Below are 24,621 nucleotides of genomic sequence, written 5' to 3' on the forward strand. Positions count from 1 at the left end.
TCGCAGAGGCTTTGCGCTAAAACCGATAAAGTTTAATTGAAGAAAGGCAAAACAATGGCTCTTTATGAACATATGTTCCTTGCCCGACAAGATATTGCACCGCAGCAAATTGATGAACTTTTGAATGTCTACAAAGGTGTCATCGAAGCGCACGGTGGAAAAGTTGGGCGTGTAGAAAATTGGGGACTTCGCTCCCTTGCATATCGTATTCGCAAAAACCGTAAAGCTTATTATATACTGGTTAATATCGATGCACCAGCCGCAGCGATTGCTGAAGTTGAACGTCAAATGCGCATTAATGAAGATATTTTGCGTTACATGACCATTCGCGTAGAAAAGCACGAACAAGAGAAGTCTGCTATGTTCTCACGCTTTGATCGTAATGACCACATTGGTCAAGATGAACAACGCCCTCGCTTCTCGCGCCGTCAACGTGAAGATGTCATAGAAGGAGTAGAATGATGAATGATACTAATCAAAGTGCAACACGTCGTCCCTTTCATCGTCGTCGCAAAACATGTCCGTTTTCAAATGCTAATGCTCCCAAAATTGATTATAAAGATGTTAAATTATTACAGCGTTATATTTCAGAACGTGGAAAAATTGTTCCTTCACGGATTACGGCTGTCAGCCAGAAAAAACAGCGTGAATTGGCTAATGCTATTAAACGTGCTCGTTTTTTAGGCTTGCTTCCCTACGTTATAAGGTGAGCTATTAGACGCTATGCAGCCGTGGAATCTCTAGCTGCTTTTCTTGTGTAGTTCAAAAAACATAGCTGATTACAGGCTATCCGAAGATATGTAAAATACCAAAAGTTGGGGCATCGTGGTGCCCCTAACTGCAGAAGGCAGGACAGCAATCAATGAAAGACTTTCGTGTTTATAAAATAACGTCCGGTATTTTGGCGGGACTGTTTGCTGTTGTGATAGGAATGGCAATCATCAGCGTCGCGAATATCGCTCCCTATTTTTCTCTTCTTCTTGGGTGTTTTCTTTCATTCCCAATTTTCATTGTTGCGTTCGGTCAAGGGACATTAGCTAGTCTTGTTGCCTTAATAAGCGCCACCGCTGTTCTGGTCATAACTACTAATGTCTACGTTGCTCTTAGCTTTATGCTATTATTTTTCCTTCCCGCTGTTTATGCTTCTTGGCTCCTTGGGCTTGCACGACCAGCGCAAAAGGAAAATGCACTGATATGGTATCCATTATCATCGGTTATTCTCCATTTAACTAACTTTATCGCTCTTATAGCAACCTTCATTGGGCTTTATGTCCAAAGCCGCCCATCCCTACCCCTCATTACAAAAAAAATTACTGCAAACATAGCACAAGCTATGCAAAAGTCCCAGTCTCTAAAAGAAACCGATATACTCACTTTTAATGAGTTTCTAATGACGCATGCAGCAACTTTGACAGCTATTGCTTTGACGATTTATAGTTTAATTTTTCTCATTGGTAATCTTTATTTTTCGATGATAACAGCACAACATATGAAGTGGTTAAAAAGACCTCGTGATGATTGGAGCAAAACTCTTCGCCTTCCAATTTCTGGAATTGTTATTTTCATTGTTGTTTGTATAGCATCAATGACTGAATTTAGTGCGACTGTTAATCTAAGTACCCGTGTCTTTAGCACTGCATATACTGTCATCATATCAATCAGTGGTTTAGCATATCTCCATGATATTACAAAAGGAATCAACGGCAGGATTATTATCCTCTCTCTTGTTTATATTGCCATTTTAACTGTTGTTTTTGCTCCACCCATTTCTTTCATGATGCTTTTAATGGGCATTTGGGCTGCTATTCAATACAATTTTCAATTACGAAAAAAACTTCACTAAATTTATTTATTCGAAAGGAAAAACTATGGATATTATTCTACTCGAGCGTATTCCTCGTCTTGGTCAAATGGGTGATATTGTCTCAGTTAAGGATGGTTATGCACGTAACTTTCTCTTGCCTCAAGGTAAAGCTTTACGCGCGAATGAAGCTAATAAAAAACATTTTGAAATACAACGCTCTCAACTTGAAGCACGTAACCTTGAACGCAAAAGTGAAGCACAAAAAATTGCTGAAAAACTTGATAATAAATCATTTATTGCCATTCGTTCAGCTGGTGAAACAGGGCAACTTTACGGTTCTGTCTCAACACGTGATATTTCTGAAATTATAACTGTTGAAGGGTTTTCTATTGGAAGGAATCAGGTTGAACTTAACCATCCAATAAAAACTATCGGTCTTCATACTATTACTCTTACCCTACACCCTGAAGTTCAAGTTTCCGTAATCATTAACGTTGCACGTTCAGTCAATGAAGCACAACGCCAAGCAGAAGGTGAAACTCTAATTTCTGCTGAAAAAATGTATGATATTCCGGAGGAACCCTTAACAGGCAGTCAGGAAGAGCCGTCGACAGAAGAAATGAATGACAACGATGTAAATAATGTGAAAGAAGAAGTTTAATTTCTCTTCCCCCTGTCTTTATTGTATTTTTTATTTTTCTACTGTTTAACATATTAGCATGTTATAAAACCCTTAGCTTTAAAAGCTAAGGGTTTTATAATTCATCCTAAACAATGAATTTGTATGGAAGAGGCAGTCCTTAGTATATTATATAATAGCGTAAAAAACAAAAAGCTATCAATGAGGCACTAGAAAACTCTTTCATACGTTATTTGTCCAAAAAAGAAGTAAAAAACTTAAGATTCGGCATTAAGGAAATAAGCTTAGTATGGATGATATTTTTTTACATCCTTACATTATCTAAAATAATTCCAACCAAAAGAAAAGTAATCTTCCATGCTCCAATCGTGATAAGTCCATGAAATGTTAAAATATTAGAAATACAGTCTCACACTTTGAGAACGCTGAAAACGTAATTTTGAAAATTTACTCAACACTCTCTAAACTTTTTAAGTTACAAAATATAAAGGAATATTTACATACAAGTGGTACATATATTGTTAGTAAGTGATTGAAGCTCAGAATTTTAAAAAAATGAACGTGTGATTTTAATTTAAAACGAAGATGTGTAATCCTATTCTTTAATGTACAACACTCAATTTATTATTTAGATAGCCAAACGCAAAATCTTAGTGGAAAAAACGTTATGGAAAAAAAAAGCGTTGTCAATTTCAGCTCTTCACAAAAGGAAGATCCTCCTTCATTCCAACAACTCCCGCATAATATTGAGGCTGAACAAGCATTGCTTGGAGCAATCCTCATTAACAATGACGCACTTGATCGCGTTTCAGATTTCTTAAAACCAGAACATTTTTTTGAACCTTTACATCAAAAAATCTACGACGTTTTGTCTTATATTATCAAAAACGGGAGGCTAGCAGAACCTCGTACTATTAAGTCCTTCATTCCAGCTGAAGAAAAGGTTGGAGATATCACCGTGTACAATTATGTTGTGCGTTTAGCCACAGAAGCGGTGACAATCATTAATTCTGAAGACTACGGACGGGTCATCTATGATCTTTTTATCCGACGCTCTTTGATTAATCTTGGAACTCAAGTTGTCAATATAGCCTTTAATGCTCCTATAGAGCTTACGCCATCCCAACAAATTGAAACTATTGAACAGAATTTGTTTGAATTAGCAGAAAAGGGGAAGTATGGGGGGGGGTTTGAAAATTTCAATGAGGCTATCAAAAAAGCCGTTGACATGGCAAGTGCTGCCCAAAAGCGTTCTTCGCGGTTATCAGGGATAGCCACCCATATTAAGATGCTTGATGAAAAAATGGGAGGGCTACAACCATCTGACTTAATTATTCTTGCTGGACGCCCTGGTATGGGAAAAACTTCACTTGCTACTAATATTGCCTTTAATATTGCTAATGCTTGCAATCGTGATGCTAAAATACAAGAAAATGAGGGAGGAATTGTGGGATTTTTCTCGCTGGAAATGTCAACAGAACAGCTTGCAACCCGTATTATTTCAGAACAAACAGAAGTCTCTTCCTCTGATATCAGGCGTGGTAATATTTCAGAAGAACAATTTTCAAAAATAATCCGTGCAATGAATCGCTTACAAAAAGCACAGCTCTATATAGACCAAACAGGTGGTATATCAATTACACAATTAGCTGCTCGTGCACGTCGTCTCAAGCGGCAACATGGTTTGGATGTCTTAATTATTGACTATATCCAGTTAATGACAAGCCATTCAAAGCGTTCATCAGAAAATCGTGTTCAAGAGATTACAGAAATTACTACAGGGTTAAAAGCATTAGCTAAAGAACTAAATATTCCTATTATTGCGCTTTCACAGCTTTCGCGCCAAGTTGAAAATCGAACAGATAAACGACCACAGCTCTCAGATTTGCGAGAATCTGGTTCAATTGAGCAAGATGCCGACATCGTTCTTTTTGTCTATCGTGAAGAATATTACCTCAAAAATGAAGAACCTAAAGAGGGTAGCCCTGAACATATGAAATGGCAAGACGCAATGGACAAAGCTTTTGGAAAAGCTGATGTTATTGTAGCAAAACAACGCCATGGACCAACAGGAACTGTGCATCTTGCTTTTCAGTCTGATTTCACGCGTTTCAGCGATTTGGCAGAAAGTAATTATCTTCCAGAACAAATTGGGTAAGTCACTATGGCACGCAACCGTATTCAATTTATCTGCCAAAATTGTGGAACCATTTATTCACGTTGGGCTGGAAAATGTAATTCTTGTGGCGAATGGAATTCCCTTATTGAAGAAAATACGAATACTGGCATAGGCACTGGTCCTATGCAAAATGTCCGTAAGGGACGCATAGTTGCCCTTACGTCTCTTTCTGTAGATCTTGAAGATGCTCCCCGTATCCATTCTGGCATTGCTGAACTTGATCGTGTCACCGGAGGAGGCTTTGTGCGTGGATCTGCATTACTTGTTGGTGGCGACCCAGGTATTGGAAAGTCAACATTACTGACACAAACAGCAGCCGCCTTATCGCGAAAAGGACATCACGTCATCTATGTTTCAGGTGAAGAAGCTATCGCGCAAATCTGCCTTCGTGCACAAAGGCTTGGAGCAGCCAATACAGAAGTTAAACTCGCGGCTGAAACGAATGTTGAAGATATCCTTGCAACTTTAAGCGAACATAAAAAACTTGATATGGTTATTATAGATTCCATTCAGACTCTATGGTCAGATGCAGCTGATTCAGCACCAGGTACCGTCACACAAGTACGCATTGGCGCTCAAGCAATGATCCGCTTTGCTAAAAAAACAGGAGCAGCTGTTGTTCTTGTCGGACACGTTACCAAAGATGGACAAATTGCTGGTCCTCGTGTTGTCGAGCATATGGTCGATGGTGTTCTCTATTTTGAGGGTGAAGGTGGACATCATTATCGAATCCTTAGAACTGTAAAAAATCGTTTCGGACCAACAGATGAAATTGGTGTTTTTGAAATGTCCGATAAAGGATTACGGGAGGTAACCAATCCATCTGAATTGTTTTTGGGTGAACGAAATGAAAAAGCACCAGGCGCTGCTGTTTTTGCAGGAATGGAAGGGACACGCCCAATACTAGTAGAAATTCAAGCACTTGTTGCTCCCTCTTCACTCGGAACACCACGACGTGCTGTTGTGGGATGGGATGGGAATCGCCTTTCAATGATTCTTGCTGTTCTAGAAGCCCATTGCAGTGTTCCCTTTGGACAACATGATGTTTATCTTAACGTTGCAGGTGGATATCGCATATCAGAGCCAGCAGCTGATTTAGCCGTTGCAGCAGCCTTGGTATCCTCTCTCGCAAATATTCCTCTCCCAACAGATTATGTCTATTTTGGTGAAATCAGCCTTTCAGGAGCTATCCGCGCTGTTGCTCACTCAACACAGCGCATCAATGAAGCAAAAAAACTTGGCTTTCAGGGGGCTGTTCATCCTACTACAACGACTAAAATAGTGAAATCACTAAATTTTCAACGAAAAACAATCTCCAATCTCCCTGAGCTTGTTGCCGCTATTAGCGCAGGTAAAAAATAATCTACACCACACACATGATAATATAGAAAAAATTTTACAAAATACAAAAGATCTTTGCTATAAGAATAGAAAACAGCATAACAAGAAATGCATTTATATATAACTTAAAAGAACACAACTTTATGTATAAGGAACAAACAAATGGTCATAACAATCCTTGATGGAATTGTCGTAGCTGTCATCCTGTTGTCCGCGTTTCTCGCTATGCTCCGAGGATTTTCGCGCGAAGTGCTCTCTTTGGTTTCTTGGGCAATCGCAGCTGTTGCTACACTGTTTTTATTCAAGCCTGTCTTGCCCTTCTTTGAGCAATATCTCTCTAATAAAATGATTGCGTTGATCACAACACTGGTCACAATTTTTATTATTATTCTCATTATTACTTCAATCATCACAATGAAGATCTCTGATTTTATTATTGATAGTCGAATTGGCATCCTAGACCGTACTATCGGTTTTGTTTTTGGAGCACTCCGCGGTTTATTTATCATGGTCATCGGCATGTTACTTATTAATGCGCTTATTAAACCTGAGAACCAAACTCATTGGTTAAAAAGTGCAACAACAAAACCTATCTTAGATTCATTAGGACAAAAAGTTTGGAAAATGCTTCCCAAAGATCTCGATATTGTTCTCGAAAAGGCAGATTTTTTTTTTAAAAGAGACGATACGAATATGCACAAATAAACACTCTCATTAAGGGGTGATTTGGCAAAATGGGGAGTAGTTCGTTATAGACAAAAAGTTTCAAATAATATGGGAAGTATGATATAACTATCCTGTATATCACAACTGAAAGAATATGATGACAAAGAGCGACGTTTCCTGTCAGGATTTTTCATTGGATGACGATACTCTACATGAAGAATGTGGAGTTTTTGGTATTCTTGGCCATGAAGATGCGGCAACATTAACAGCTCTCGGGCTTCACGCACTGCAGCATCGTGGGCAGGAAGCAGCTGGTATTGTTTCTTACTACAACAAAATGTTTCATCAAGAAAAACATCTAGGTCTTGTTGGTGATCACTATACAAACCCTGCAACACTTTCCCGTTTACCGGGGAATCGTGCTATCGGACATACCCGTTATTCAACAACTGGAGAAATAGCATTACGCAACGTTCAACCTCTTTTTGCTGAATTAAAAGTTGGAGGTATTGCTATTGCCCATAATGGCAATCTTACCAATGGCCTTACATTACGCCGCCAACTCATTGCTTCGGGTGCCATCTGTCAATCAACATCAGATTCAGAAGTTTTTCTCCATCTTATTGCACGTTCACGTTATGAATCATCATCTGATCGTTTTGTTGATGCTATTCGGCAAGTAGAGGGTGGATATGCCATGTTAGCGCTCACGCGCACTAAGCTCATTGCAGCGCGCGATCCAACAGGAATTCGCCCTCTCGTAATGGGTGAGCTTGATGGCAAACCAATTTTTTGTTCTGAAACCTGTGCACTTGATATTATTGGAGCAAAATATGTCCGCGATGTTAAAAATGGAGAAATTATCATATGTGAAATAGAGAAAAATGGCGAAATTACTAAAAAAATTATAAAATCAGAAAATGAGAAACCAGAAAAACTTTGCCTTTTTGAATATGTCTATTTTGCACGTCCTGATTCAATCGTTGGAGGACGGAGTGTTTACACGGTCCGTAAAAACATGGGAATTTATTTAGCCCAAGAAGCTCCTTGTGAAGGTGATGTCGTAGTTCCCGTTCCTGATGGCGGAACACCTGCTGCAATTGGCTATGCACAAGAAATTGGAATTCCCTTTGAACTTGGTATCATTCGCAATCACTATGTTGGCCGCACTTTTATTGAACCAACACAACAAATTCGTGCTTTTGGGGTCAAATTAAAGCATTCTGCAAATCGTTCTGTCATCAAAGGAAAACGTGTTATTCTCGTTGATGACTCCATTGTCCGTGGAACAACATCCCTCAAAATTGTGCGAATGCTCCGTGATGCAGGAGCAAAAGAAGTTCATATGCGCATTTCTAGCCCTATGATTTTCTATCCCGATTTTTATGGCATTGATACACCTAAAGTTGAAAGCTTATTGGCTAATCAATACCCAGATTTAAAATCCATGTGCAATTTTGTCGGCGCTGATTCATTAGAATTTCTTTCAACGGATGGTCTGTATCTTGCTGTAGCAGGAGAAAAACGGAATAACGCCGATCCACAATTTACTGACCATTATTTCACTGGGCAGTACCCTACACATCTTGTTGATCAAGAAAGCATCCCCAAAATTCATCAATCATCTGTCCTTAAAACAAGAGATTAATGATGACAAAACTTGATTTTAGTCTCTTTGGTCGTGTTGCACTTGTTACTGGTGCTTCAAAAGGTATTGGCTACCATTTAGCATTGGAGCTTGCAGCACGCGGTGCTCACATCATAGCACTTGCACGAACAGTGAGTGGACTCACTGAACTTGATAATCAAATCCGAGAAAAAGGTGCTTGTGCAACGCTCGTCCCACTCGACTTACATCATATGGAACACATTGATACTCTTAGTGTTTCAATTGCTAATCGCTGGAAAAAACTCGATATTATGGTTGCAAATGCAGGAATTCTTGGAACGCTCTCACCAATAGCTCATATCGAGAACACGGTATTTGAAGATGTTTTTCAAATAAATCTTATAAGCCAATGGCGCTTAATGAAAGCCATGGAACCTTTATTGCGTAAATCTGATGCTGGACGAGTGATTCTGCTATCTTCAAGTGTCGCTCATATTGCACGCGCTTTCTGGGGACCTTATGCAGCCTCTAAAGCTGCTTTAGAAATTATTGCTCGTTGTTGGGCGGAAGAGTTAAAGCAAACCCTTATCAAAATTAATTGTGTTGACCCCGGTGCAACACGTACTGCCATGCGTGCACAAGCCATGCCTAGTGAGGATCCTCAGACTCTCCCTTCACCACAAGAAGTTGCAACAAAAATAGTTCATTTATCATCGCCTAATTTAAAAGAGACAGGAAGACTATTTAATGTCCGTAAAAATCGGTTTATGGATTACCATATACCTTATTAAGTCAACGCTTTGATTTATAAGAATAATTTATTATTTTGCGACTTGAATGAAAATTCTGAATACAGTAAACTTTTTCATATCGAATTCTTTTATGATGCATGAGAGAGAATCTCTTGTCCATCATAAGAAGAATCAATGTGTGGATAAAGGACATTTAAAAGGAAGGTAGATACGCCTCTCATGGAGAGTCTAAATGCAAGGAGTAGTTGTGTACATTGGGAGCTTATAAAATTATAATGATGGTGCAAAGCTTATATCCTCATAAGCCGTAAAGATAGCAGAACGCTATGGACTTCTCGTTATATCCTTTACAAGTTTCCGTTGTAAAATAAGCTTTAGAGAAACAAATATATTTTTTAAAGAAAATCCATGAACTGCAGATAAATGGTATAGTATTCTTAGTAAGAGATGTGCCTCCATTAATCCATAGCCATAGATATGAAATGATCAAACTGAATTAAACTTCTCTCTACTTCTATTATTCTTTTTCAAAAATAAAATATAAAGTTTTATGATTCTTGAGGAGTTTTAGCGCTGCTCTTTTTTTCTTCCAAAGCAGCCCGTTTATTATACGCTATGAAACTACAGGGGAGAAAAATCATATAGCCAACAGCTGTAATCAATAAAGTGTGCCATGTGTAAGTTGCAAGAAAACCTACATAAATAACAACGCCCAATATGCACGGTACGACAATATCACGCCTCAAACTTTGATCAATTGTTTTTGCATTCCATACCGGTAAACGACTAACCAATAGAAAAGCAATAATCACAGTATAAAGACTAAAAAATAACGCCCAGCCCCAACTCGGCATCAAACCAAGAACTCCTAGATACATAGGCAATAAAAGTAACAACGCCCCTGCCGGTGCAGGAACGCCAATAAAATAATTTTCCTGCCATTTTGGTATATCCATGTTATCTAACATCACATTAAAACGCGCTAACCGCAAACAACAAGCAACACAATAGACAAGGGCTGCTACCCAACCTACTTGATGAGCTTGAGTCAAAATAAAGGAGTAAACAATAAGCGCTGGTGCAACACCAAAATTAACCACATCAGCAAGAGAATCCATCTGCGCTCCAAAAGATGAACTCCCATCCATCAGACGAGCAACACGACCATCAGCACCATCTAGGATTGCTGCCAAAAGAACCATTAAAATAGCAGCCTCATAGCGATGCTCAAAAGCCAAACGAATGCTACTCATTCCTGCACAAATCGCCAAAACAGTGATAATATTAGGAATGATATATCGCATGGGTATAGGTGAACGCCACCGATTTGCAGCATCATCATGCTGCCCCTCAGGATTAAATGAAGAAAATAGTGAAAAATTTTTCATTGTTTGTCCTAATCAAATCTGAAGTCAGTTGTAGCACTCTTATCATCAAAAGAGCCTAGCACTGTTTCTCCAGCAATTGCTGTCTGTCCAACCGCAACACGCAATTTCATTTCAGTGGGTACATAAATATCAAGGCGAGAACCAAATCGAATCAATCCAAACCGTTCTCCAGTAATGACGGAATCCTTTTCTTTTGACCAACAAACAATCCTGCGAGCAACCATCCCAGCTATCTGTACCATACCAATTTTACCGTGCATGCTGTCAATCACCAGCCCATTACGCTCATTAAACTGGCTAGCTTTATCAAGCTCGGCATTTCTAAACTGACCTGGGTGATAAACTATAGATTCTACTGTACCACTTATGGGAATACGGTTAATATGGCACGAAAAAATATCCATAAATACGGAAACACGGATCATTTCTTTACTACCCAATCCTAATTCTTCAGGCGGGACACATGGCTCAACAAACGAGATCCGCCCATCAGCAGGAGACATAACCCAATTGGGATTCAAAGGGATCACACGCTCCGGATCGCGGAAGAAGTATATACACCACACCGTGAGAACAAGACCACACCAAAACAACGGACTCCATACCCAACCAAAAATGAGCGAAATAATAAAAAACACTACAATAAAAGGATAACCCTCTTTATGAATTGGCACAAAGCTATTATGGATCGATTGTAGAACACTCATGTAATTTCCTATTCATAGTATAACTTAAACAAGTAATAAATCTCTTTGTTCCTCCTTACCTTATTTGTACTTAATCAATCGCTCCATATAAAGTTATAAGTTACATTTTGCGCAGCTTATTTTTTACGATTAACAACGCCTGCCTCATCTTCTTCACGCATTTTACGTAATTTTTCTTCAGCTTGCGATGCTTCAAGCTGCTTATTCCACATTGAAGCATATAAACCTTTCTTACGTAAAAGCTCTGCATGAGTCCCATTTTCAATAATACGGCCATTTTTGAGAACTAAAATTTCATCCGCATTTATAACAGTAGAAAGACGATGCGCAATTATCAATGTTGTCCGTCCACGGCTTACGATATCCAATGCTTGTTGAATTTCCTGTTCCGTTGTCGTATCAAGAGCCGCAGTTGCTTCATCTAGAATAAGAAGTGGAGGAGCTTTTAACAGTGTCCGTGCAATAGCCACACGTTGTTTTTCTCCACCTGATAGTTTGAGTCCACGCTCACCTACCATAGATTGAAATCCTTCTGGAAGCATCCCAATAAATTGTGATATCTGTGCCATTTCAGCAGCTTTACACATCTCTTCCTCTGTAGCACTTGGGCGCCCATAGCAGATATTATATGCAATTGTATCATTAAATAACACCGTATCCTGCGGTACCATTCCGATAGCTTCACGCAAACTTTTCTGTGTTACATCACGAATATCTTGCCCGTCAATTGTAATGGAACCCGCATCCACATCGTAAAAACGAAAAAGTAATCGAGAAATTGTCGATTTACCAGCACCTGATGGACCAACAATTGCAACTGTTTTGCCTCCAGGGATTTCAAAATCAATATCTTTGAGAATCTGGCGAGTCGGATCATAGGAAAACTTTACCTGACTAAACCGGATACTACCATCACGCACTATCAATGGTTTGGCATCTGATTTATCAATGATTTCCTGCTGAACATCTAAAAGATCAAACATGGCTTCTATATCAGTTAATCCTTGTCGAACGTCACGATAAATTGAACCAATAAAATTCAGCGGAATAGAAAGCTGTATTAAAAGCGCATTAATAAAAACGAAATCCCCTAAAGTCTGGGTCTTATGAAAAATTTCATAAGCTGACATCAACATCAGAATAGTCATTCCAATACCAAAAATAAGAGCCTGACCAAAATTAAGCCAGCTTAATGATGTCCAAATTTTTGTTGCCGCTTTTTCATAATTTGCCATAGAAGAATCAAATCGACGCGCTTCCAGAGTTTCATTGCAAAAATATTTGACAGTTTCAAAGTTCAAAAGAGAATCAACAGCGTGCGTATTAGCCTCAGTATCTGCAATATTCATTTTTTGCCGAATTCGAATGCGCCAATCACTTGCCTTGATTGTAAACCAAATATACAAACCAACCATTGTTACAACTATGAATAAATAATGCCATCCATAGCTTATGTAAAATACAAATGCTGTCAAAACAAATTCTAAAACTGTTGGCACTGTGTTCAGAATTGAAAATCTGACGATAGCTTCAATTCCCTTCGTACCACGCTCAATCACACGAGAAAGTCCGCCCGTTCGCCTTTCTAGATGAAATCGCAAAGACAATTCATGAATATGTACAAAAGTCTTATAGGCTAATTGGCGAATAGCGTGTTGACCAACGGTTGCAAAAATGGAATCACGTAACTGGTTTAATCCAGCCTGAATAATACGCGTAACATTGTATGCTAAAACCAAGATGATGGGAATAGCCCAATTGGATGGAAACCATACAGGGAGCTTAATGCTTGCATCAAGTGCATCCGTAGCATATTTAAAAAAATATGGCACACATATGAGAACGAGCTTGGCTAAAATAAGATAAAATATCGCCCATAGTACACGGATTTTCAGATCGCGCCGATCTACCGGCCACATATAAGGCCATAAATTATAAAGCGTACGTAGAGTTTGCCCCGTACCTGATGACACGGTTTTTGTCATTTCACTCTGTTCCATAACGTCCTTACTATTTTATATTCACTCAACAGACGATAACTATCCTGTTGCTGTTTACAGATCATATCATCTCTTTGTATATGCCTCCGGCAAACTATACGCCTTAACCTTGAGGTTAGACTGTTTCTGAAAAAGGAACAAGAAATAATCCGCCATAAGATTTATTATTTTGGTCTGTACGCTCATACCATTCTGCTGCAAATAAATTCTCAATTTTTACACGCTTTTTTTTCAATTCTGCTTGAAGCCACGTCTTTGATTTACCAATCTCTTTAAGTCCATCATCGATAATTTCGCCATTTTCTACTAAAATGATAGACTTCTTTCCCTCGTCCTTTTTAACGACAGAACACTCACCACTGGTTTCTAAATGAACAAAAGCGGCTTCATGTAAACTACAACCTTTAATTCGCAACATTGTAATCAAATCATTTACGCTGATACCCAAATTCTTAATCTTATCTATTTGAAATATACCATCTAAAACTAATGTGATATTTCGCCCTGCAATAAGACGACGAAAAAAAACTGAGTAGCGTGCAAAAAAATTAAGAGATGTCACCAAAGCTTGCCAAATACATAAAACAATCAGCAATTGAACACTACTAATATTCGGATTATAAACAACTCCTCCAATGATACTCCCCATCACAAAATTACTTACCAAATCAACTGGTGTCATTTGACTGAGGCTTCCGCGTCCCGTTGTTCTTAAAATCAGGAGGAAGGCTATAAGACCTACAACCAATTTAAATGTGACATACCCGTAATGATATAAAAAATCCATCAAACTTTCTCCCTTGTTATGAAAGCTGCTAGAATACGGAAATTATAAGCGTTTTATTTCCCACACGGTTATACGTTCACCAGTTTGTGAATCCTTGCTATCTTTGAGTAAAACCCCCTCGGCTGCAAGCTCATCACGAATTGTATCCGCAGCTGCCCACTCTTTATTATGGATAAGCTGTAACCTTTCGGCAATGCGTTGATCGATAATTTTTTTATCAAGGGAAATTTTTCTTACAAACAATGGGCATTCTACATCTCTAATCCACTCTTGCCGCAAGAGCCCAAATAAATTCATCCCATTTGCGAGAGCTGTAGCATTTCCTGCTTTATAAAATTTTCGCAAAAGAGTAAATGCACTCGGAGTGTTAAGATCATCACTGAGTGCGTTTAGCAAAGATTCATCAATCGATTCGTTGTTTCTTACTCTTTCTTTTTCACAGCGAAGCAATTGATACCAACGATAGAGTTCGCTACTAGACTGTGCCAAACGTTGAGCTGTCCAATTTAACGGTTCACGATAATGCGTTTGTAACATCGAAAAACGTGCAGACAAACCAACCCAATTTTTCTTCATTTCTTCTGTTAAAATACTACTAATCTCAACCAAATCACTCTCTAAAATAGAACGAATAGTTATAAAATTTCCAAGGCTTTTAGACATCTTTTTGCCTTCAACTTGCAAAAAACCATTATGCATCCAAAGATTAGCCATCCGCTCAGTTCCAAAAGCTGAACAACTTTGTGCAATCTCATTTTCATGGTGAGGAAAAATCAAATCGATACCACCACCATGGATATCAAAAATATTCGCTGTCGGATCATCACAGAACAAACCACCACCATAGGGTGCTAACAGCTTTGCCATCGACATCGCAGAACATTCGATATGCCATCCCGGACGACCTAAGACAGGAATTCCTGCTGGCGATATCCAACCTGGTTCCCCCTCCACAGAGGGCTTCCATAAAACAAAATCCATCTCTTCCCTTTTATAAGCAGCTACATCAACACGTGCACCAGCTCTCATTTCACCTAAAGAGCGTCTTGCAAATGCCCCATAATGGGGATGTTTTTTTATGCTGCTCACAGAAAATAATATATGATTTTCCGCTTTATAAGCATGCCCCTTTTCAAGTAACCTTTCAATCAAAGAGCGCATTTCTCCTAAATGATCAGTTGCACGCGGTTGACTCGTGGGCAGTAAACAACCAAGTGCTAGTGTGTCTTGTTGAAATTGAAAATATGTATGTTCCGTCAATTGGCGAATAGCTTCGTTAAGTGCTAGCTCTGGATATTCATAAACTGCTCGTGCATTAATTTTATCATCCACATCTGTAATATTACGTGCATATATAACATGATCATTGCCATAAACATGACGCAATAAGCGAAATAAAATATCAAAAACGATCACAGGACGTGCATTTCCTATATGCGCATAATCATAAACCGTTGGGCCACAAACATAAAGGCGTACCTTAGTTACATCTATCGGTGTAAAATTTTCTTTTTTACGTGTAAGCGTATTATAAAATCGCAACTCTCTCATAAATTATACTCCGTTAGCGATATTACTCACCATTCTGCATGATGAATCTTACCCAAGATTATTGCATTATGTAGTTAGGTTAAAACTTTCATGTCTCTTATGTAAAATCCTCATAACTTCCCCCCTTCATCTAAGATGTATCCATCATCTGTCACAAAAACAATCCAATTTATTTGATTGGATAAGAGCATTTTATCGATAAAAAGCGTGCCTTTCCTTGATGAGAAAACTGTCTTAAGAGAAAATTTGCAACGCGCTATATAACGTAAATTCATACAAAAAACGAATTACATATAAAAAATCTAAAATCTTTAATCACATAAAGATTTGTCGGAACTTTTTATAACCTCATGATGGTTTCCTTATTCTCTTTCATGCCCTAAATTCTATAACACACTCACTATTGGTAATAATACACAAAGCATTTTCGCCCTATTTTTTTAACATATTCTCTACAACAAAACCATTTTATCCGCGATTGGAATCTACAAAGTCTTACTAAAAAGGAAAAGTAAAACAATGCGTAATATACTGATAAATATTACTTTTTTAACATTTTTTCTAGCTTTAACACCAACTTTTGCGCAACAATCTCCTCCCTATGAAACAAAATTGCTACGACTAGCAGAAATTTTGGGATCTCTGCACTATTTGCATAATCTTTGTAAGACTCCAACAAACCAATGGTATGACTACATGACCGCATTGATCGAAGCAGAACAACCAATGCCACAAAGACGCGCTTATTTTTACGAAGCATTTAATGAAGCGTATCGTGCCTTTTCAGAAAATTATCATCGTTGTACACGATCAGCAATTGAAGCAAATAAAAGATACGTTAAAGAGGGTAGAGCCTTGTCCGAAAGCCTTCTTACGCGTCTTAACAATTAACCCATAGAAAAATTCTCAAGCTTTCAAGATAGCTTGTCTTCACAAAATCGTTATGAGAACTTTCTACACGCACAAAATTATTCTACAAAGCCTCCTAAATCTTAATCTTGTCACGCCAAAGCTTCTATAAATTTAACAGGCTCACCTTGCGAAGGTGTGACAATTTCGCCTTCCCACATGACACGCATACCACGAATAATGGTCCCAACAGGCCAACCTTTAACTTTTTGACCATCATAAGGTGTCCAACCGGCACGCGAACCAATTAATGCATTCGTAATAATTTCTTCCCGCTTAAGATCAACAATGGTTAAATCGGCATCATATCCAACAGCAAGGCGCCCTTTACAGCTTATACCAAAAATCCGGCTAGGACCATGTGAAGTGAGATCAACAAAACGTTCAAGAGAGATCTTTCCTGCATTTACATGTGTTAGCATAATTGCCGTTGTTGTCTGTACACCAGTCATCCCTGAAGGTGAAGTTGGATAAGTTTTAAGCTTTTCCTCAAGCGTATGAGGAGCATGATCAGAACCTAACACATCAATAATACCCTGCTGAACGCCGTACCAAAGAGACTCACGATGGCGGCTTTCACGAATAGGTGGATTCATCTGAATTAATGTGCCAAACTGCAAATAATCATCAGCAGTTAACGTCAAATGATGCTGCGTAACTTCAATGGTTGCCACATCTTTATGTTTTTTTAGAAAATCAATTTCTTCCGCAGTAGAGAGGTGAAGCACATGAATGCGCGCCCTCGTTTCATGCGCGATTTTCACCAAGCGCTGTGTACATTTTAGTGCTGCGACTTCGTCACGCCAAACTGGGTGTGATGATGCATCCCCTTCGATACACAACATTTTACGCTCTCTGAGCCTTGCCTCATCTTCAGAATGGAAAGCTGCACGACGGTGAATATTCTTCAAAATAAGACGCACACTCTCATCATCATCCACTAAAAGATCACCCGTAGAAGACCCCATAAAAACTTTAATTCCAGCAGCTCCAGGAAGTCTTTCTAACTCGGCTAATTCATATACATTTTCACGTGTTCCTCCAACCCAAAAAGCAAAATCACAATGCATCCGATGAAACCCGCGTTTTACTTTATCAGACAAAGCTTCCTCCGATGTGGTTAATGGATTGGTATTAGGCATTTCAAATACTGCTGTAACCCCCCCTAAAACCGCGGAATAGGAACCACTTTCTAAATCTTCCTTATGTTCATTGCCTGGCTCACGAAAATGAACTTGACTATCGATAATCCCTGGTAAAATGTGAAGCCCTGTACAATCAATTACTTCACTAGCAGATACACATGTAAGATCCCCAATTTCAGCAATGCGGCCATTTGTAATACCAATATCACGCTTACTCCTTCCATCATGATTTACCACTGTTGCGCCTTTAAAAATTGTATCAAATGTTTTAAACATAGCCGTGCTCCTCATATATCCTTTCTTTATCGATTATGTAACTTTAGGCAAAAAGGCAAGAACCATGATTGAAAAACAAAATGCCATTCTCTTTAAAAACCGTAGAATTATTAAAGTTACTGGTGAAGAAGCAACACATTTTCTTCAAGTCCTTATCACGACAGATGTGACACAAATCGGCCCACAAGAAATTTTCCCTGGAGCTCTCTTATCTCCACAAGGAAAGGTTATTGCTGATTTTCTTATCGGTAAAAGAGATGATGGTTATCTGATTGATATCATTGCATCTTTAGCTGATACCCTCTACAAGCGTCTGCTTCTTTATAAGCTGCATACGAAAGTAGAAATTACACAACCATTACAAAAACTTGTTACAGTTTTTTGGAATAATGAATCAAATACTTTAAATTTTGATTCAAGTTTTATTGATAAGCGATTTACACAAAAAGAAAAAATAATACGATCCTATGGAAAAATACCTTTTTTTGCTCCAGAATATAATGATAAGTGGGATCGATTACGTATTCGTTATGCAATTGCAGAAAGCGGTCAAGATTACGAAATAGGTAAAGTCTTTCCTCATGATATTAATTACGATCAAATCAGTGGGCTAGCATTTAATAAAGGTTGCTATATCGGGCAAGAAGTTGTTTCAAGAATACATCATCGTCGCGCGGCACGTCGCCGTGTTTTAGTCGTAAAAAGCCAGCACGAATTAACCCAAGGCTCCAGCGTTAAAGCAGGAACAAAAATACTTGGTTCCCTAGGGACATGTGCTGCAAACGAAGCCCTAGTTTTAATACGCATAGATCATGTCAGAGATGCTATGAATAACAATATCCCATTTACAGTAGAAAATTCTCCCGTCACAATAAGCATTGCTGAGAATATGAATTTTACCTTCCCTGAAAGCACTGTGGAAACGCACTAATGGCTAAAACTGAATTATCAAAAAATGGAGAAGTACGTGCTTGGCAAAGAATGCTTTCTGGCCGGCGTCTCGATTTGTTAAACCCTTCTCCTTTTGATATTGAAATCGAAGATATTGCCCACGGACTTGCCCGTGTTGCACGTTGGAACGGTCAAACACGAGGAGAACATGCCTATTCTGTTGCACAACATTCACTTTTGGTAGAACAAATATTTCAAAAGCTTTTTCCCCAATCATGTAGCAATGAGTGCTTGTGTGCCCTTCTTCACGATGCACCGGAATATGTCATCGGTGATATGATTTCGCCCTTTAAAGCTGTCATAGGAAAACAATATGAGCGCATCGAAAGACGTCTACAAGATGCTATCCACATGCGCTTTTCCCTCCCCGTTAATCCTTCTCAAAAGCTCTTAAGAAAAATCAAACAAGCTGATCGCATTGCAGCATTCTACGAAGCTATCACGCTTGCTGGATTTAATACAGAAGAAGCTCTTCGTTATTTTGGCTCTCCAAATAATATTTTACCCGATGATCTCAATTTGCAACCACACTCTACACAACAAATTGAAAATACCTTTTTAATCCGTTTTAGTAACCTTGATGCCCAGAGAGTGTACTAATATTCTTCTTGTATCATTCATCCTTTATTATTTTAGTTGAGAAGAATGCATGTATTAAGTTTTTGCCTTTTCTCTTTAACGCTTACTTGAATGAAATTATAAAAAGAATAATTCTCCCTCTTTCGTACATTATCCTATAGACATTGTTATACTCTACAACTTCTACCTCTATAATAACTTACAGCTTAAAACTAACGAAAAGCACATATTATTAATTTTAAGTTTTTGTGATATATTATCAATAAAAACTTCGAAACCTTTATGAGTTCACGAGTCAATAATATATAAATGAAATGATATATTAAAAATTACAGCTCAACTTGAATACAAACAAGAAATATATGAAAGAGTATACATTCATTATCAAAGCCCGATAACAAATGTACCCTTGGCAAACTTTTCATATTAAAGTGGATTTTATTTCAGTTTATAAACTTCCTTATCAGCTGGAAAAGCACGCGATACGACATCTTCTGCATAATTCTTGATCGCGGTCTCCATTGCTTGTTCAAGAGCACCATAACGACGCACAAATTTTGGTACATAAGTACCATAGCCCAACATATCTTCCATAACCAATACCTGTCCATCGCACTGATTAGACGCACCAATACCAATGGTCGGAATAGAAAGTTTTTTTGTAATCTCCACCGCTAAAGGTTCGACAACTCCTTCCACAACCACAGCAAAAGCACCAGCTTCTTCAATCGCTGTCCCGTCGGCTTCAATCCTTTGCCAATCACTCTCCTTGCGTCCTTGTGTTTTGAAACCGCCAAAACGATTTACCGCCTGTGGTGTCAATCCGATATGCCCCATAACTGGAATACCACGTTTACACAAAAAATCAATTGTTTCTGCTATATAAACACCGCCCTCAAGCTTAACTGCCCCACACCCTGTTTCTACAAGAATACGCGACGCATTAGAAAAAGCTTGTTCTGGACTTTCTTCATAAGAACCAAAAGGCATATCAACAACTACAAGAGCTTTCTTGGACCCACGCACAACCGCCTGTCCGTGCAAAATCATCATGTCTAAATTAACAGGAAGTGTTGTCTCAAACCCATACACAACCATACCAACACTATCACCAACCAAAAGTAAATCACAATATGGGTCAGCAATTCGTGCAGTATAAGCCTGATAAGCCGTCAAAGAAACAATCGGTTGTTGCCCTTTTCTTGATCGTATTTCAGAAGAAGTTATACGTTTCGTAGTTTTATTATGTACACTCATTTTCAGGCTTCTCTTGCAATATGTATTGATCAATAAGCCTCACTGTACCAAAGCGGACGGTGAGAAGCAAAACTGCAGGTTTTTTTAATCTCCCCTTAACCTCGCATAAGGTTTCCATATCTCGCAAATCCACCGATTCAATGATTGCGCGCGATTCTTGCTGTAAAATATCACGCACGATTTTGCATAATTTATCAACCGAGCGTTCACCTTGGTGATAAAACTTTTCAGCAGTCTTACCACTTTGAGGAATAATTTTTGCAGCTTTACGATCTTCTAATGTTAAAAGCTGATTACGTGAAGAACAGGCGAGTCCATCTTCTTCACGTAAAACAGGCACTCCAACAATTTCAATAGGAAAAGCCAAGTCTTCAACCATACGACGAATAATCAAAATTTGTTGAAAATCCTTTTCTCCAAAAAAAGCCTTATCTGGCTGAACAATGTTAAAAAGCTTAGCAACAACGCTAGTCACACCACAAAAATGCCCTGGACGTAATCTCCCTATCAAAATACGTGATAACTTTCCCACCTTCACAACTGTGTCATTTCCTAGTGGCCACATTTCTTCTAGAGAAGGTGCAAAAACATACTCAACTCCTGCTTTTTTCAACAAAGCATAATCACCCATCAAATCTTTTGGATATTTATCAAAATCCTCGTTGGGAGCAAATTGTTTTGGATTGACAAAAATAGAAACAAATACTCTATCACACGTTTCCTTGGCTTGCTGCACTAATGCCAAGTGACCTTCATGCAATGCCCCCATCGTTGGAACAAAACCAATCGAAAGTCCTAAACACCGTTCTTCTGCAATATATCGACGTACTTCAGAAATTGTTTTCAAGATTCGCATTTTCATATTTTATTGACTATTTATCAATTTATCAAATCAACAAATTAATGCTTGCATATGAAATTGGCGTTCAAATAATTGTATCAAATTCATGCGTACTGATGGCTGCTTTATATCCCGTGGTTCCCAGACATGACGCATTAAAAAGAAACCTGTTAGAATGAAACCGTTTATTATATCATTAAAATTTACAGGACGTGTCGTTCTTTGCACAAGAAACTGTGGTAAAATGAGAAGTTTCTCTTTCCAAGGGCGTCCCGCCTCCTCACATACAGCTCGTCCTGATTTTGGTGATACATAACAAAGTCTTTCTGTACTGCCCGTTGCAGCACAATGAGACAAATCAAGGCCAAAGCCAAGTTCTTCAAGAAGCCGCATTTCAAAACGTACAAGCAATTCTGCATTTATAAACCGCTCGTCAAAATTTTGCATAAAGAGATATAAAATATCGTATAAAATGGGATGCGGATCACGCTCAGGAAGAAGGCGTAAATGAAAAGCTATCAACTGCAGAGTATAGAGTGCCTCTGGGAAAAGAATTAATCGTGCAGCATGTAAGTTAAGCGCTTCAAGCCGAAAAAGCCCCAAATGTTCGTCTAAACGTGCCCACCATTCAGCCTCAACAAAATTCCCAGGTTGAAGAAGAGCTGCCAGACGACGCGAACGTCCCCCTTTTACTACTCCCATATAACGCCCACGCTGACGCGTCATAATTTCAAGAATAACACTTGTTTCACCATATTGGCGTGTCCCAAGGATAATGGCTTGTTCTTTCCATTTCATTTTGTTTTCAAAAATCCAATCGCATTTCGCGATAACGCTCTGGATCGGTATCCCAATTATCACGCACTTTCACAAAGAGAAAAAGATGGACTTTCTGTTCCATAATTTCCATTAATTCTTTACGTGCAGCTTGTCCAATCGCTTTAATTGTATCGCCTTTTGCTCCTAAAACAATTTTTTTTTGACTCTCACGCTCTACATAAATGACTTGATTAATTTTAACTGAACCATCCGAATACTCTTCCCAGCTTTCTGTTTCGACTGTTGAAGTATAAGGAAGTTCATCATGGAGACGGAGAAAAAGCTTTTCACGCGTGATTTCAGCAGCAAGATGACGCATGGGTATATCTGAAATTTGATCTTCCGGATAATACCAAGGCCCCTCCTGCATCATTGTACTTAATACATGAAGCAAATCCTTACAACCAGAACCATTTAAAGCCGAAATCATAAATGTCTGCACAAACGTCACTCGCTCATTAATTTGAGAGGTTAACGCTAAAAGGGATGATTTAACGACTGTGTCAATCTTATTAAGAACGAGAATCTTATCTTGTTTAATATTGTTCACAATATCTAACATTTTACAAACTTCATCCGAAAGACCACTTTGAACATCAATCAAAACTAAAAGGACATCAGCACTCTTAGCACCTCCCCAAGCAGCAGACACCATAGCACGTTCTAAACGCTTGTGGGGACGAAAAACACCTGGAGTATCAACCAACACAATTTGCGCATTATCATGAACAACAATACCACGAATTAAAGTTCGCGTTGTTTGTACCTTATGCGTTACAATTGAAATCTTCGTCCCAACTAACTGATTAACCAACGTAGATTTACCGGCATTAGGCATTCCAATAAGCACAACAAAACCAGAACGCGTTTTGGGAAGGTCATTCATGATTACTTTTTCCTATTGTTTCCCATATTCCCTCTCGCCGTAAAATTTTTTCAGCCGCCATTCTTTCAGCACATCTCTTAGAATTTCCCTGCCCAATCTCCGGTGCAAAACCTAAAATGCTCACCTCTACCATAAAAACAGGATTATGATCTGGACCAGAACGCTTTATAACTCGATAATGTGGTTGTACACCGCCTTGTATATGCGCCCATTCTTGCAACTCTGTCTTGGCATCACGTCGACCAGCGTCCATCTGCTTTGCCCGACTTTGCCAATATCTTCGAATAAAGGGACGAACACTCTCCAATCCTCCATCAAGATACATCACAGCAATCAAAGCTTCAACCACATCAGCGTACATATTTGTAAGTCGACGCCCCTCGAAGTTTCTCATCTCAAAACCAACATGGATCATATCAGGTAAGCCCATTTCTTGCGCAATATCAGCACATGTCTGTGCATTAACTAAACCATTTAAACGTACTGATAATTCCCCTTCACTTGCCTGTGGAAAAAATTGATACAGCATTTCTGCAATCAAAAGCCCTAGAACCCGATCACCTAAAAATTCCAACCGCTCATAATTTCCCTGCCCAGAATCTTGTACACTAGAATGTGTTAATGCTTTTTTTAATCTCTCTTCATCTTTAAAATGATGCCCCGTCAGTTTTTCAAGCTGATCAATCATTGGACGCTTCATCGTTGATCCCTTGCTTGACAAGCGGTAAATCATGAACGGTATTGATAAAAGAAAACAAACGATTCCAACGTATATCAAATGGCCAGCGCCAAATCTGCCAAGCACTTGAACCATTACTTATAGAGAAAAAAATTATACTTGCTCGACCAATAAGATTCTCCTCTGGAACATAGCCCACATCCAAACGACTATCATCTGAATTATCACGGTTATCACCCATCATAAAATAATGCCCTAATGGAACTTCGAAAACTTTCGTGTCATCCACTTGCGGGATAAAAGCTAAATCAAGTGTATTGTAGCTAACACCATTCGGCATTGTCTCACGATAAACGTCAACAGGGTAATTAACCTCTGTTATATCAGAATTATCAACCTTTCCCATAAAGTGGCGTGAAACAGCCTCGTCATTAATATAAAGAACACTTTGACGAACTTGTACACGATCGCCTGGTAGTCCAACAACACGTTTTATATAATCAATTTCTGGATTACTGGGTAAACGAAAAACCACAACATCTCCACGCCGAGGCTGAGATGCCCAAATACGTCCTGAAAAAATAGGGAGAGAAAAGGGTATGGAGAAACGAGAATACCCATATGCATATTTAGAAACAAAAAGATAATCCCCCACGAGCAAAGTAGGACGCATTGAGCCAGAAGGAATACTGAAAGGTTGAAAAAAAAGTGTACGAATAACCCCAGCTAAAAACAGAGCTTGTATTAAAACTAAAATAAATTCAAGAATTCCACCTTTTTCTTCCTTTTTACGCATTTTCTCTTTCTGGATCATTACAGACTACCTTCCCATAACAGATATAACTTATTTTTTAT

Annotated in this window: 24 protein-coding genes; 12 read left to right on the forward strand and 12 right to left on the reverse strand. The window is 38.7% G+C overall.

All coding sequences use genetic code 11. From position 1 onward, the window contains the following. Window positions 1-54: 54 nt before the first annotated feature. The 9 genes from rpsF (at window position 55) to MCO_RS01195 (ending at window position 9,030) form a co-directional block, all read left to right on the forward strand. The gene (gene rpsF, locus MCO_RS01155; RefSeq protein ID WP_007552070.1) at window positions 55-462 is read left to right on the forward strand and encodes a 30S ribosomal protein S6; all 408 of its coding nucleotides are present in this window, start codon (window positions 55-57) and stop codon (window positions 460-462) included. Then, entirely contained in the window at window positions 462-710 is a 249-nt protein-coding gene (rpsR, locus tag MCO_RS01160; RefSeq protein WP_007552071.1) for a 30S ribosomal protein S18, read from the forward strand. Before rpsF ends, rpsR begins: the two co-directional genes overlap by 1 nt. A 152-nt stretch (window positions 711-862) precedes the next feature. After that, entirely contained in the window at window positions 863-1,843 is a 981-nt protein-coding gene (locus MCO_RS01165) for a hypothetical protein (RefSeq protein WP_007552072.1), read from the forward strand. 25 nt (window positions 1,844-1,868) lie between these two features. Further along, on the forward strand, window positions 1,869-2,465 hold the full coding sequence (gene rplI / locus MCO_RS01170; RefSeq protein WP_007552073.1) for a 50S ribosomal protein L9: 597 nt from the start codon (window positions 1,869-1,871) through the stop codon (window positions 2,463-2,465). A 646-nt stretch (window positions 2,466-3,111) separates the two neighbouring features. Next, entirely contained in the window at window positions 3,112-4,602 is a 1,491-nt protein-coding gene (locus MCO_RS01175) for a replicative DNA helicase (protein ID WP_007552074.1), read from the forward strand. A gap of 6 nt (window positions 4,603-4,608) precedes the next feature. Continuing rightward, window positions 4,609-5,985 carry a DNA repair protein RadA gene (radA, locus tag MCO_RS01180; protein WP_007552075.1) on the forward strand — a complete coding sequence of 459 codons (1,377 nt, stop codon included), beginning with the start codon at window positions 4,609-4,611 and terminating at the stop codon, window positions 5,983-5,985. Window positions 5,986-6,126: 141 nt separating this feature from the next. Then, window positions 6,127-6,669: a CvpA family protein gene (locus MCO_RS01185; RefSeq protein ID WP_007552076.1), complete on the forward strand. Its 543-nt coding sequence runs from the start codon at window positions 6,127-6,129 to the stop codon at window positions 6,667-6,669. Window positions 6,670-6,784: 115 nt separating this feature from the next. Continuing rightward, window positions 6,785-8,278 (forward strand): amidophosphoribosyltransferase, encoded by a 1,494-nt coding sequence (gene purF, locus MCO_RS01190; protein ID WP_007552077.1) that lies wholly within the window; start codon window positions 6,785-6,787, stop codon window positions 8,276-8,278. 2 nt (window positions 8,279-8,280) lie between these two features. Next, window positions 8,281-9,030 (forward strand): SDR family NAD(P)-dependent oxidoreductase, encoded by a 750-nt coding sequence (locus tag MCO_RS01195; RefSeq protein ID WP_007552078.1) that lies wholly within the window; start codon window positions 8,281-8,283, stop codon window positions 9,028-9,030. A gap of 509 nt (window positions 9,031-9,539) precedes the next feature. Here the strand turns inward: MCO_RS01195 and pssA are convergent. The 5 genes from pssA to cysS all read right to left on the reverse strand — a co-directional run bounded on the left by pssA (window position 9,540) and on the right by cysS (window position 15,424). After that, window positions 9,540-10,379 carry a CDP-diacylglycerol--serine O-phosphatidyltransferase gene (gene pssA, locus MCO_RS01200; protein WP_007552079.1) on the reverse strand — a complete coding sequence of 280 codons (840 nt, stop codon included), beginning with the start codon at window positions 10,377-10,379 and terminating at the stop codon, window positions 9,540-9,542. 8 nt (window positions 10,380-10,387) lie between these two features. Further along, complete coding sequence (locus tag MCO_RS01205) at window positions 10,388-11,086, reverse strand: phosphatidylserine decarboxylase (RefSeq protein ID WP_007552080.1); 699 nt, start codon at window positions 11,084-11,086, stop codon at window positions 10,388-10,390. 116 nt (window positions 11,087-11,202) lie between these two features. After that, window positions 11,203-13,086 (reverse strand): ABC transporter ATP-binding protein/permease, encoded by a 1,884-nt coding sequence (locus MCO_RS01210; RefSeq protein WP_007552082.1) that lies wholly within the window; start codon window positions 13,084-13,086, stop codon window positions 11,203-11,205. A 115-nt stretch (window positions 13,087-13,201) separates the two neighbouring features. Continuing rightward, entirely contained in the window at window positions 13,202-13,873 is a 672-nt protein-coding gene (locus tag MCO_RS01215) for a DUF421 domain-containing protein (RefSeq protein ID WP_007552084.1), read from the reverse strand. Between the two features lie 42 nt (window positions 13,874-13,915). After that, entirely contained in the window at window positions 13,916-15,424 is a 1,509-nt protein-coding gene (gene cysS / locus MCO_RS01220; RefSeq protein WP_007552085.1) for a cysteine--tRNA ligase, read from the reverse strand. 519 nt (window positions 15,425-15,943) lie between these two features. On the opposite strand from cysS, the gene MCO_RS01225 reads away from it, so the two are divergent. Beyond that, the gene (locus MCO_RS01225; RefSeq protein ID WP_007552086.1) at window positions 15,944-16,315 is read left to right on the forward strand and encodes a TIGR02301 family protein; all 372 of its coding nucleotides are present in this window, start codon (window positions 15,944-15,946) and stop codon (window positions 16,313-16,315) included. Between the two features lie 110 nt (window positions 16,316-16,425). On the opposite strand, the gene MCO_RS01230 is transcribed toward MCO_RS01225, so the two are convergent. Next, entirely contained in the window at window positions 16,426-17,754 is a 1,329-nt protein-coding gene (locus MCO_RS01230; protein ID WP_007552087.1) for a dihydroorotase, read from the reverse strand. Between the two features lie 64 nt (window positions 17,755-17,818). On the opposite strand from MCO_RS01230, the gene MCO_RS01235 reads away from it, so the two are divergent. Together MCO_RS01235 and MCO_RS01240 are read left to right on the forward strand one after the other, a co-directional pair. Next, window positions 17,819-18,685 (forward strand): folate-binding protein YgfZ, encoded by an 867-nt coding sequence (locus tag MCO_RS01235; protein WP_007552088.1) that lies wholly within the window; start codon window positions 17,819-17,821, stop codon window positions 18,683-18,685. Next, the gene (locus MCO_RS01240; RefSeq protein WP_007552089.1) at window positions 18,685-19,305 is read left to right on the forward strand and encodes a YfbR-like 5'-deoxynucleotidase; all 621 of its coding nucleotides are present in this window, start codon (window positions 18,685-18,687) and stop codon (window positions 19,303-19,305) included. The genes MCO_RS01235 and MCO_RS01240 overlap by 1 nt, the downstream gene beginning before the upstream one ends. A gap of 417 nt (window positions 19,306-19,722) precedes the next feature. Here the strand turns inward: MCO_RS01240 and panB are convergent, their stop codons facing one another. From panB to lepB, 6 genes are read right to left on the reverse strand one after another with little or no spacing between them, the layout of a single operon-like run. Continuing rightward, window positions 19,723-20,541 (reverse strand): 3-methyl-2-oxobutanoate hydroxymethyltransferase, encoded by an 819-nt coding sequence (gene panB, locus MCO_RS01245; RefSeq protein ID WP_007552090.1) that lies wholly within the window; start codon window positions 20,539-20,541, stop codon window positions 19,723-19,725. Further along, entirely contained in the window at window positions 20,528-21,403 is an 876-nt protein-coding gene (gene panC / locus MCO_RS01250; protein ID WP_007552092.1) for a pantoate--beta-alanine ligase, read from the reverse strand. Before panC ends, panB begins: the two co-directional genes overlap by 14 nt. A 30-nt stretch (window positions 21,404-21,433) precedes the next feature. Beyond that, entirely contained in the window at window positions 21,434-22,180 is a 747-nt protein-coding gene (recO, locus tag MCO_RS01255) for a DNA repair protein RecO (protein ID WP_007552093.1), read from the reverse strand. 7 nt (window positions 22,181-22,187) lie between these two features. Then, window positions 22,188-23,087 (reverse strand): GTPase Era, encoded by a 900-nt coding sequence (era, locus tag MCO_RS01260; protein ID WP_007552094.1) that lies wholly within the window; start codon window positions 23,085-23,087, stop codon window positions 22,188-22,190. Further along, window positions 23,080-23,787 (reverse strand): ribonuclease III, encoded by a 708-nt coding sequence (rnc, locus tag MCO_RS01265; protein WP_007552095.1) that lies wholly within the window; start codon window positions 23,785-23,787, stop codon window positions 23,080-23,082. Before rnc ends, era begins: the two co-directional genes overlap by 8 nt. Then, window positions 23,768-24,580 (reverse strand): signal peptidase I, encoded by an 813-nt coding sequence (lepB, locus tag MCO_RS01270; RefSeq protein ID WP_007552096.1) that lies wholly within the window; start codon window positions 24,578-24,580, stop codon window positions 23,768-23,770. Before lepB ends, rnc begins: the two co-directional genes overlap by 20 nt. Between the last annotated feature and the right edge of the window lie 41 nt (window positions 24,581-24,621).

This window comes from Bartonella sp. DB5-6 (assembly GCF_000278115.1).
Lineage (GTDB): Bacteria > Pseudomonadota > Alphaproteobacteria > Rhizobiales > Rhizobiaceae > Bartonella > Bartonella refiksaydamii.

Excerpts from the sequence above, each read along its gene's own strand:
- rpsF (WP_007552070.1), top strand. The coding sequence starts at position 55 with ATGGCTCTTTATGAACATATGTTCCTTGCCCGACAAGATATTGCACCG.
- rpsR (WP_007552071.1), top strand. The coding sequence starts at position 462 with ATGAATGATACTAATCAAAGTGCAACACGTCGTCCCTTTCATCGTCGT.
- MCO_RS01165 (WP_007552072.1), top strand. The coding sequence starts at position 863 with ATGAAAGACTTTCGTGTTTATAAAATAACGTCCGGTATTTTGGCGGGA.
- rplI (WP_007552073.1), top strand. The coding sequence starts at position 1,869 with ATGGATATTATTCTACTCGAGCGTATTCCTCGTCTTGGTCAAATGGGT.
- MCO_RS01175 (WP_007552074.1), top strand. The coding sequence starts at position 3,112 with ATGGAAAAAAAAAGCGTTGTCAATTTCAGCTCTTCACAAAAGGAAGAT.
- radA (WP_007552075.1), top strand. The coding sequence starts at position 4,609 with ATGGCACGCAACCGTATTCAATTTATCTGCCAAAATTGTGGAACCATT.
- MCO_RS01185 (WP_007552076.1), top strand. The coding sequence starts at position 6,127 with ATGGTCATAACAATCCTTGATGGAATTGTCGTAGCTGTCATCCTGTTG.
- purF (WP_007552077.1), top strand. The coding sequence starts at position 6,785 with ATGATGACAAAGAGCGACGTTTCCTGTCAGGATTTTTCATTGGATGAC.
- MCO_RS01195 (WP_007552078.1), top strand. The coding sequence starts at position 8,281 with ATGACAAAACTTGATTTTAGTCTCTTTGGTCGTGTTGCACTTGTTACT.
- pssA (WP_007552079.1), bottom strand. The coding sequence starts at position 10,379 with ATGAAAAATTTTTCACTATTTTCTTCATTTAATCCTGAGGGGCAGCAT.
- MCO_RS01205 (WP_007552080.1), bottom strand. The coding sequence starts at position 11,086 with ATGAGTGTTCTACAATCGATCCATAATAGCTTTGTGCCAATTCATAAA.
- MCO_RS01210 (WP_007552082.1), bottom strand. The coding sequence starts at position 13,086 with ATGGAACAGAGTGAAATGACAAAAACCGTGTCATCAGGTACGGGGCAA.
- MCO_RS01215 (WP_007552084.1), bottom strand. The coding sequence starts at position 13,873 with ATGGATTTTTTATATCATTACGGGTATGTCACATTTAAATTGGTTGTA.
- cysS (WP_007552085.1), bottom strand. The coding sequence starts at position 15,424 with ATGAGAGAGTTGCGATTTTATAATACGCTTACACGTAAAAAAGAAAAT.
- MCO_RS01225 (WP_007552086.1), top strand. The coding sequence starts at position 15,944 with ATGCGTAATATACTGATAAATATTACTTTTTTAACATTTTTTCTAGCT.
- MCO_RS01230 (WP_007552087.1), bottom strand. The coding sequence starts at position 17,754 with ATGTTTAAAACATTTGATACAATTTTTAAAGGCGCAACAGTGGTAAAT.
- MCO_RS01235 (WP_007552088.1), top strand. The coding sequence starts at position 17,819 with ATGATTGAAAAACAAAATGCCATTCTCTTTAAAAACCGTAGAATTATT.
- MCO_RS01240 (WP_007552089.1), top strand. The coding sequence starts at position 18,685 with ATGGCTAAAACTGAATTATCAAAAAATGGAGAAGTACGTGCTTGGCAA.
- panB (WP_007552090.1), bottom strand. The coding sequence starts at position 20,541 with ATGAGTGTACATAATAAAACTACGAAACGTATAACTTCTTCTGAAATA.
- panC (WP_007552092.1), bottom strand. The coding sequence starts at position 21,403 with ATGAAAATGCGAATCTTGAAAACAATTTCTGAAGTACGTCGATATATT.
- recO (WP_007552093.1), bottom strand. The coding sequence starts at position 22,180 with ATGAAATGGAAAGAACAAGCCATTATCCTTGGGACACGCCAATATGGT.
- era (WP_007552094.1), bottom strand. The coding sequence starts at position 23,087 with ATGAATGACCTTCCCAAAACGCGTTCTGGTTTTGTTGTGCTTATTGGA.
- rnc (WP_007552095.1), bottom strand. The coding sequence starts at position 23,787 with ATGAAGCGTCCAATGATTGATCAGCTTGAAAAACTGACGGGGCATCAT.
- lepB (WP_007552096.1), bottom strand. The coding sequence starts at position 24,580 with ATGATCCAGAAAGAGAAAATGCGTAAAAAGGAAGAAAAAGGTGGAATT.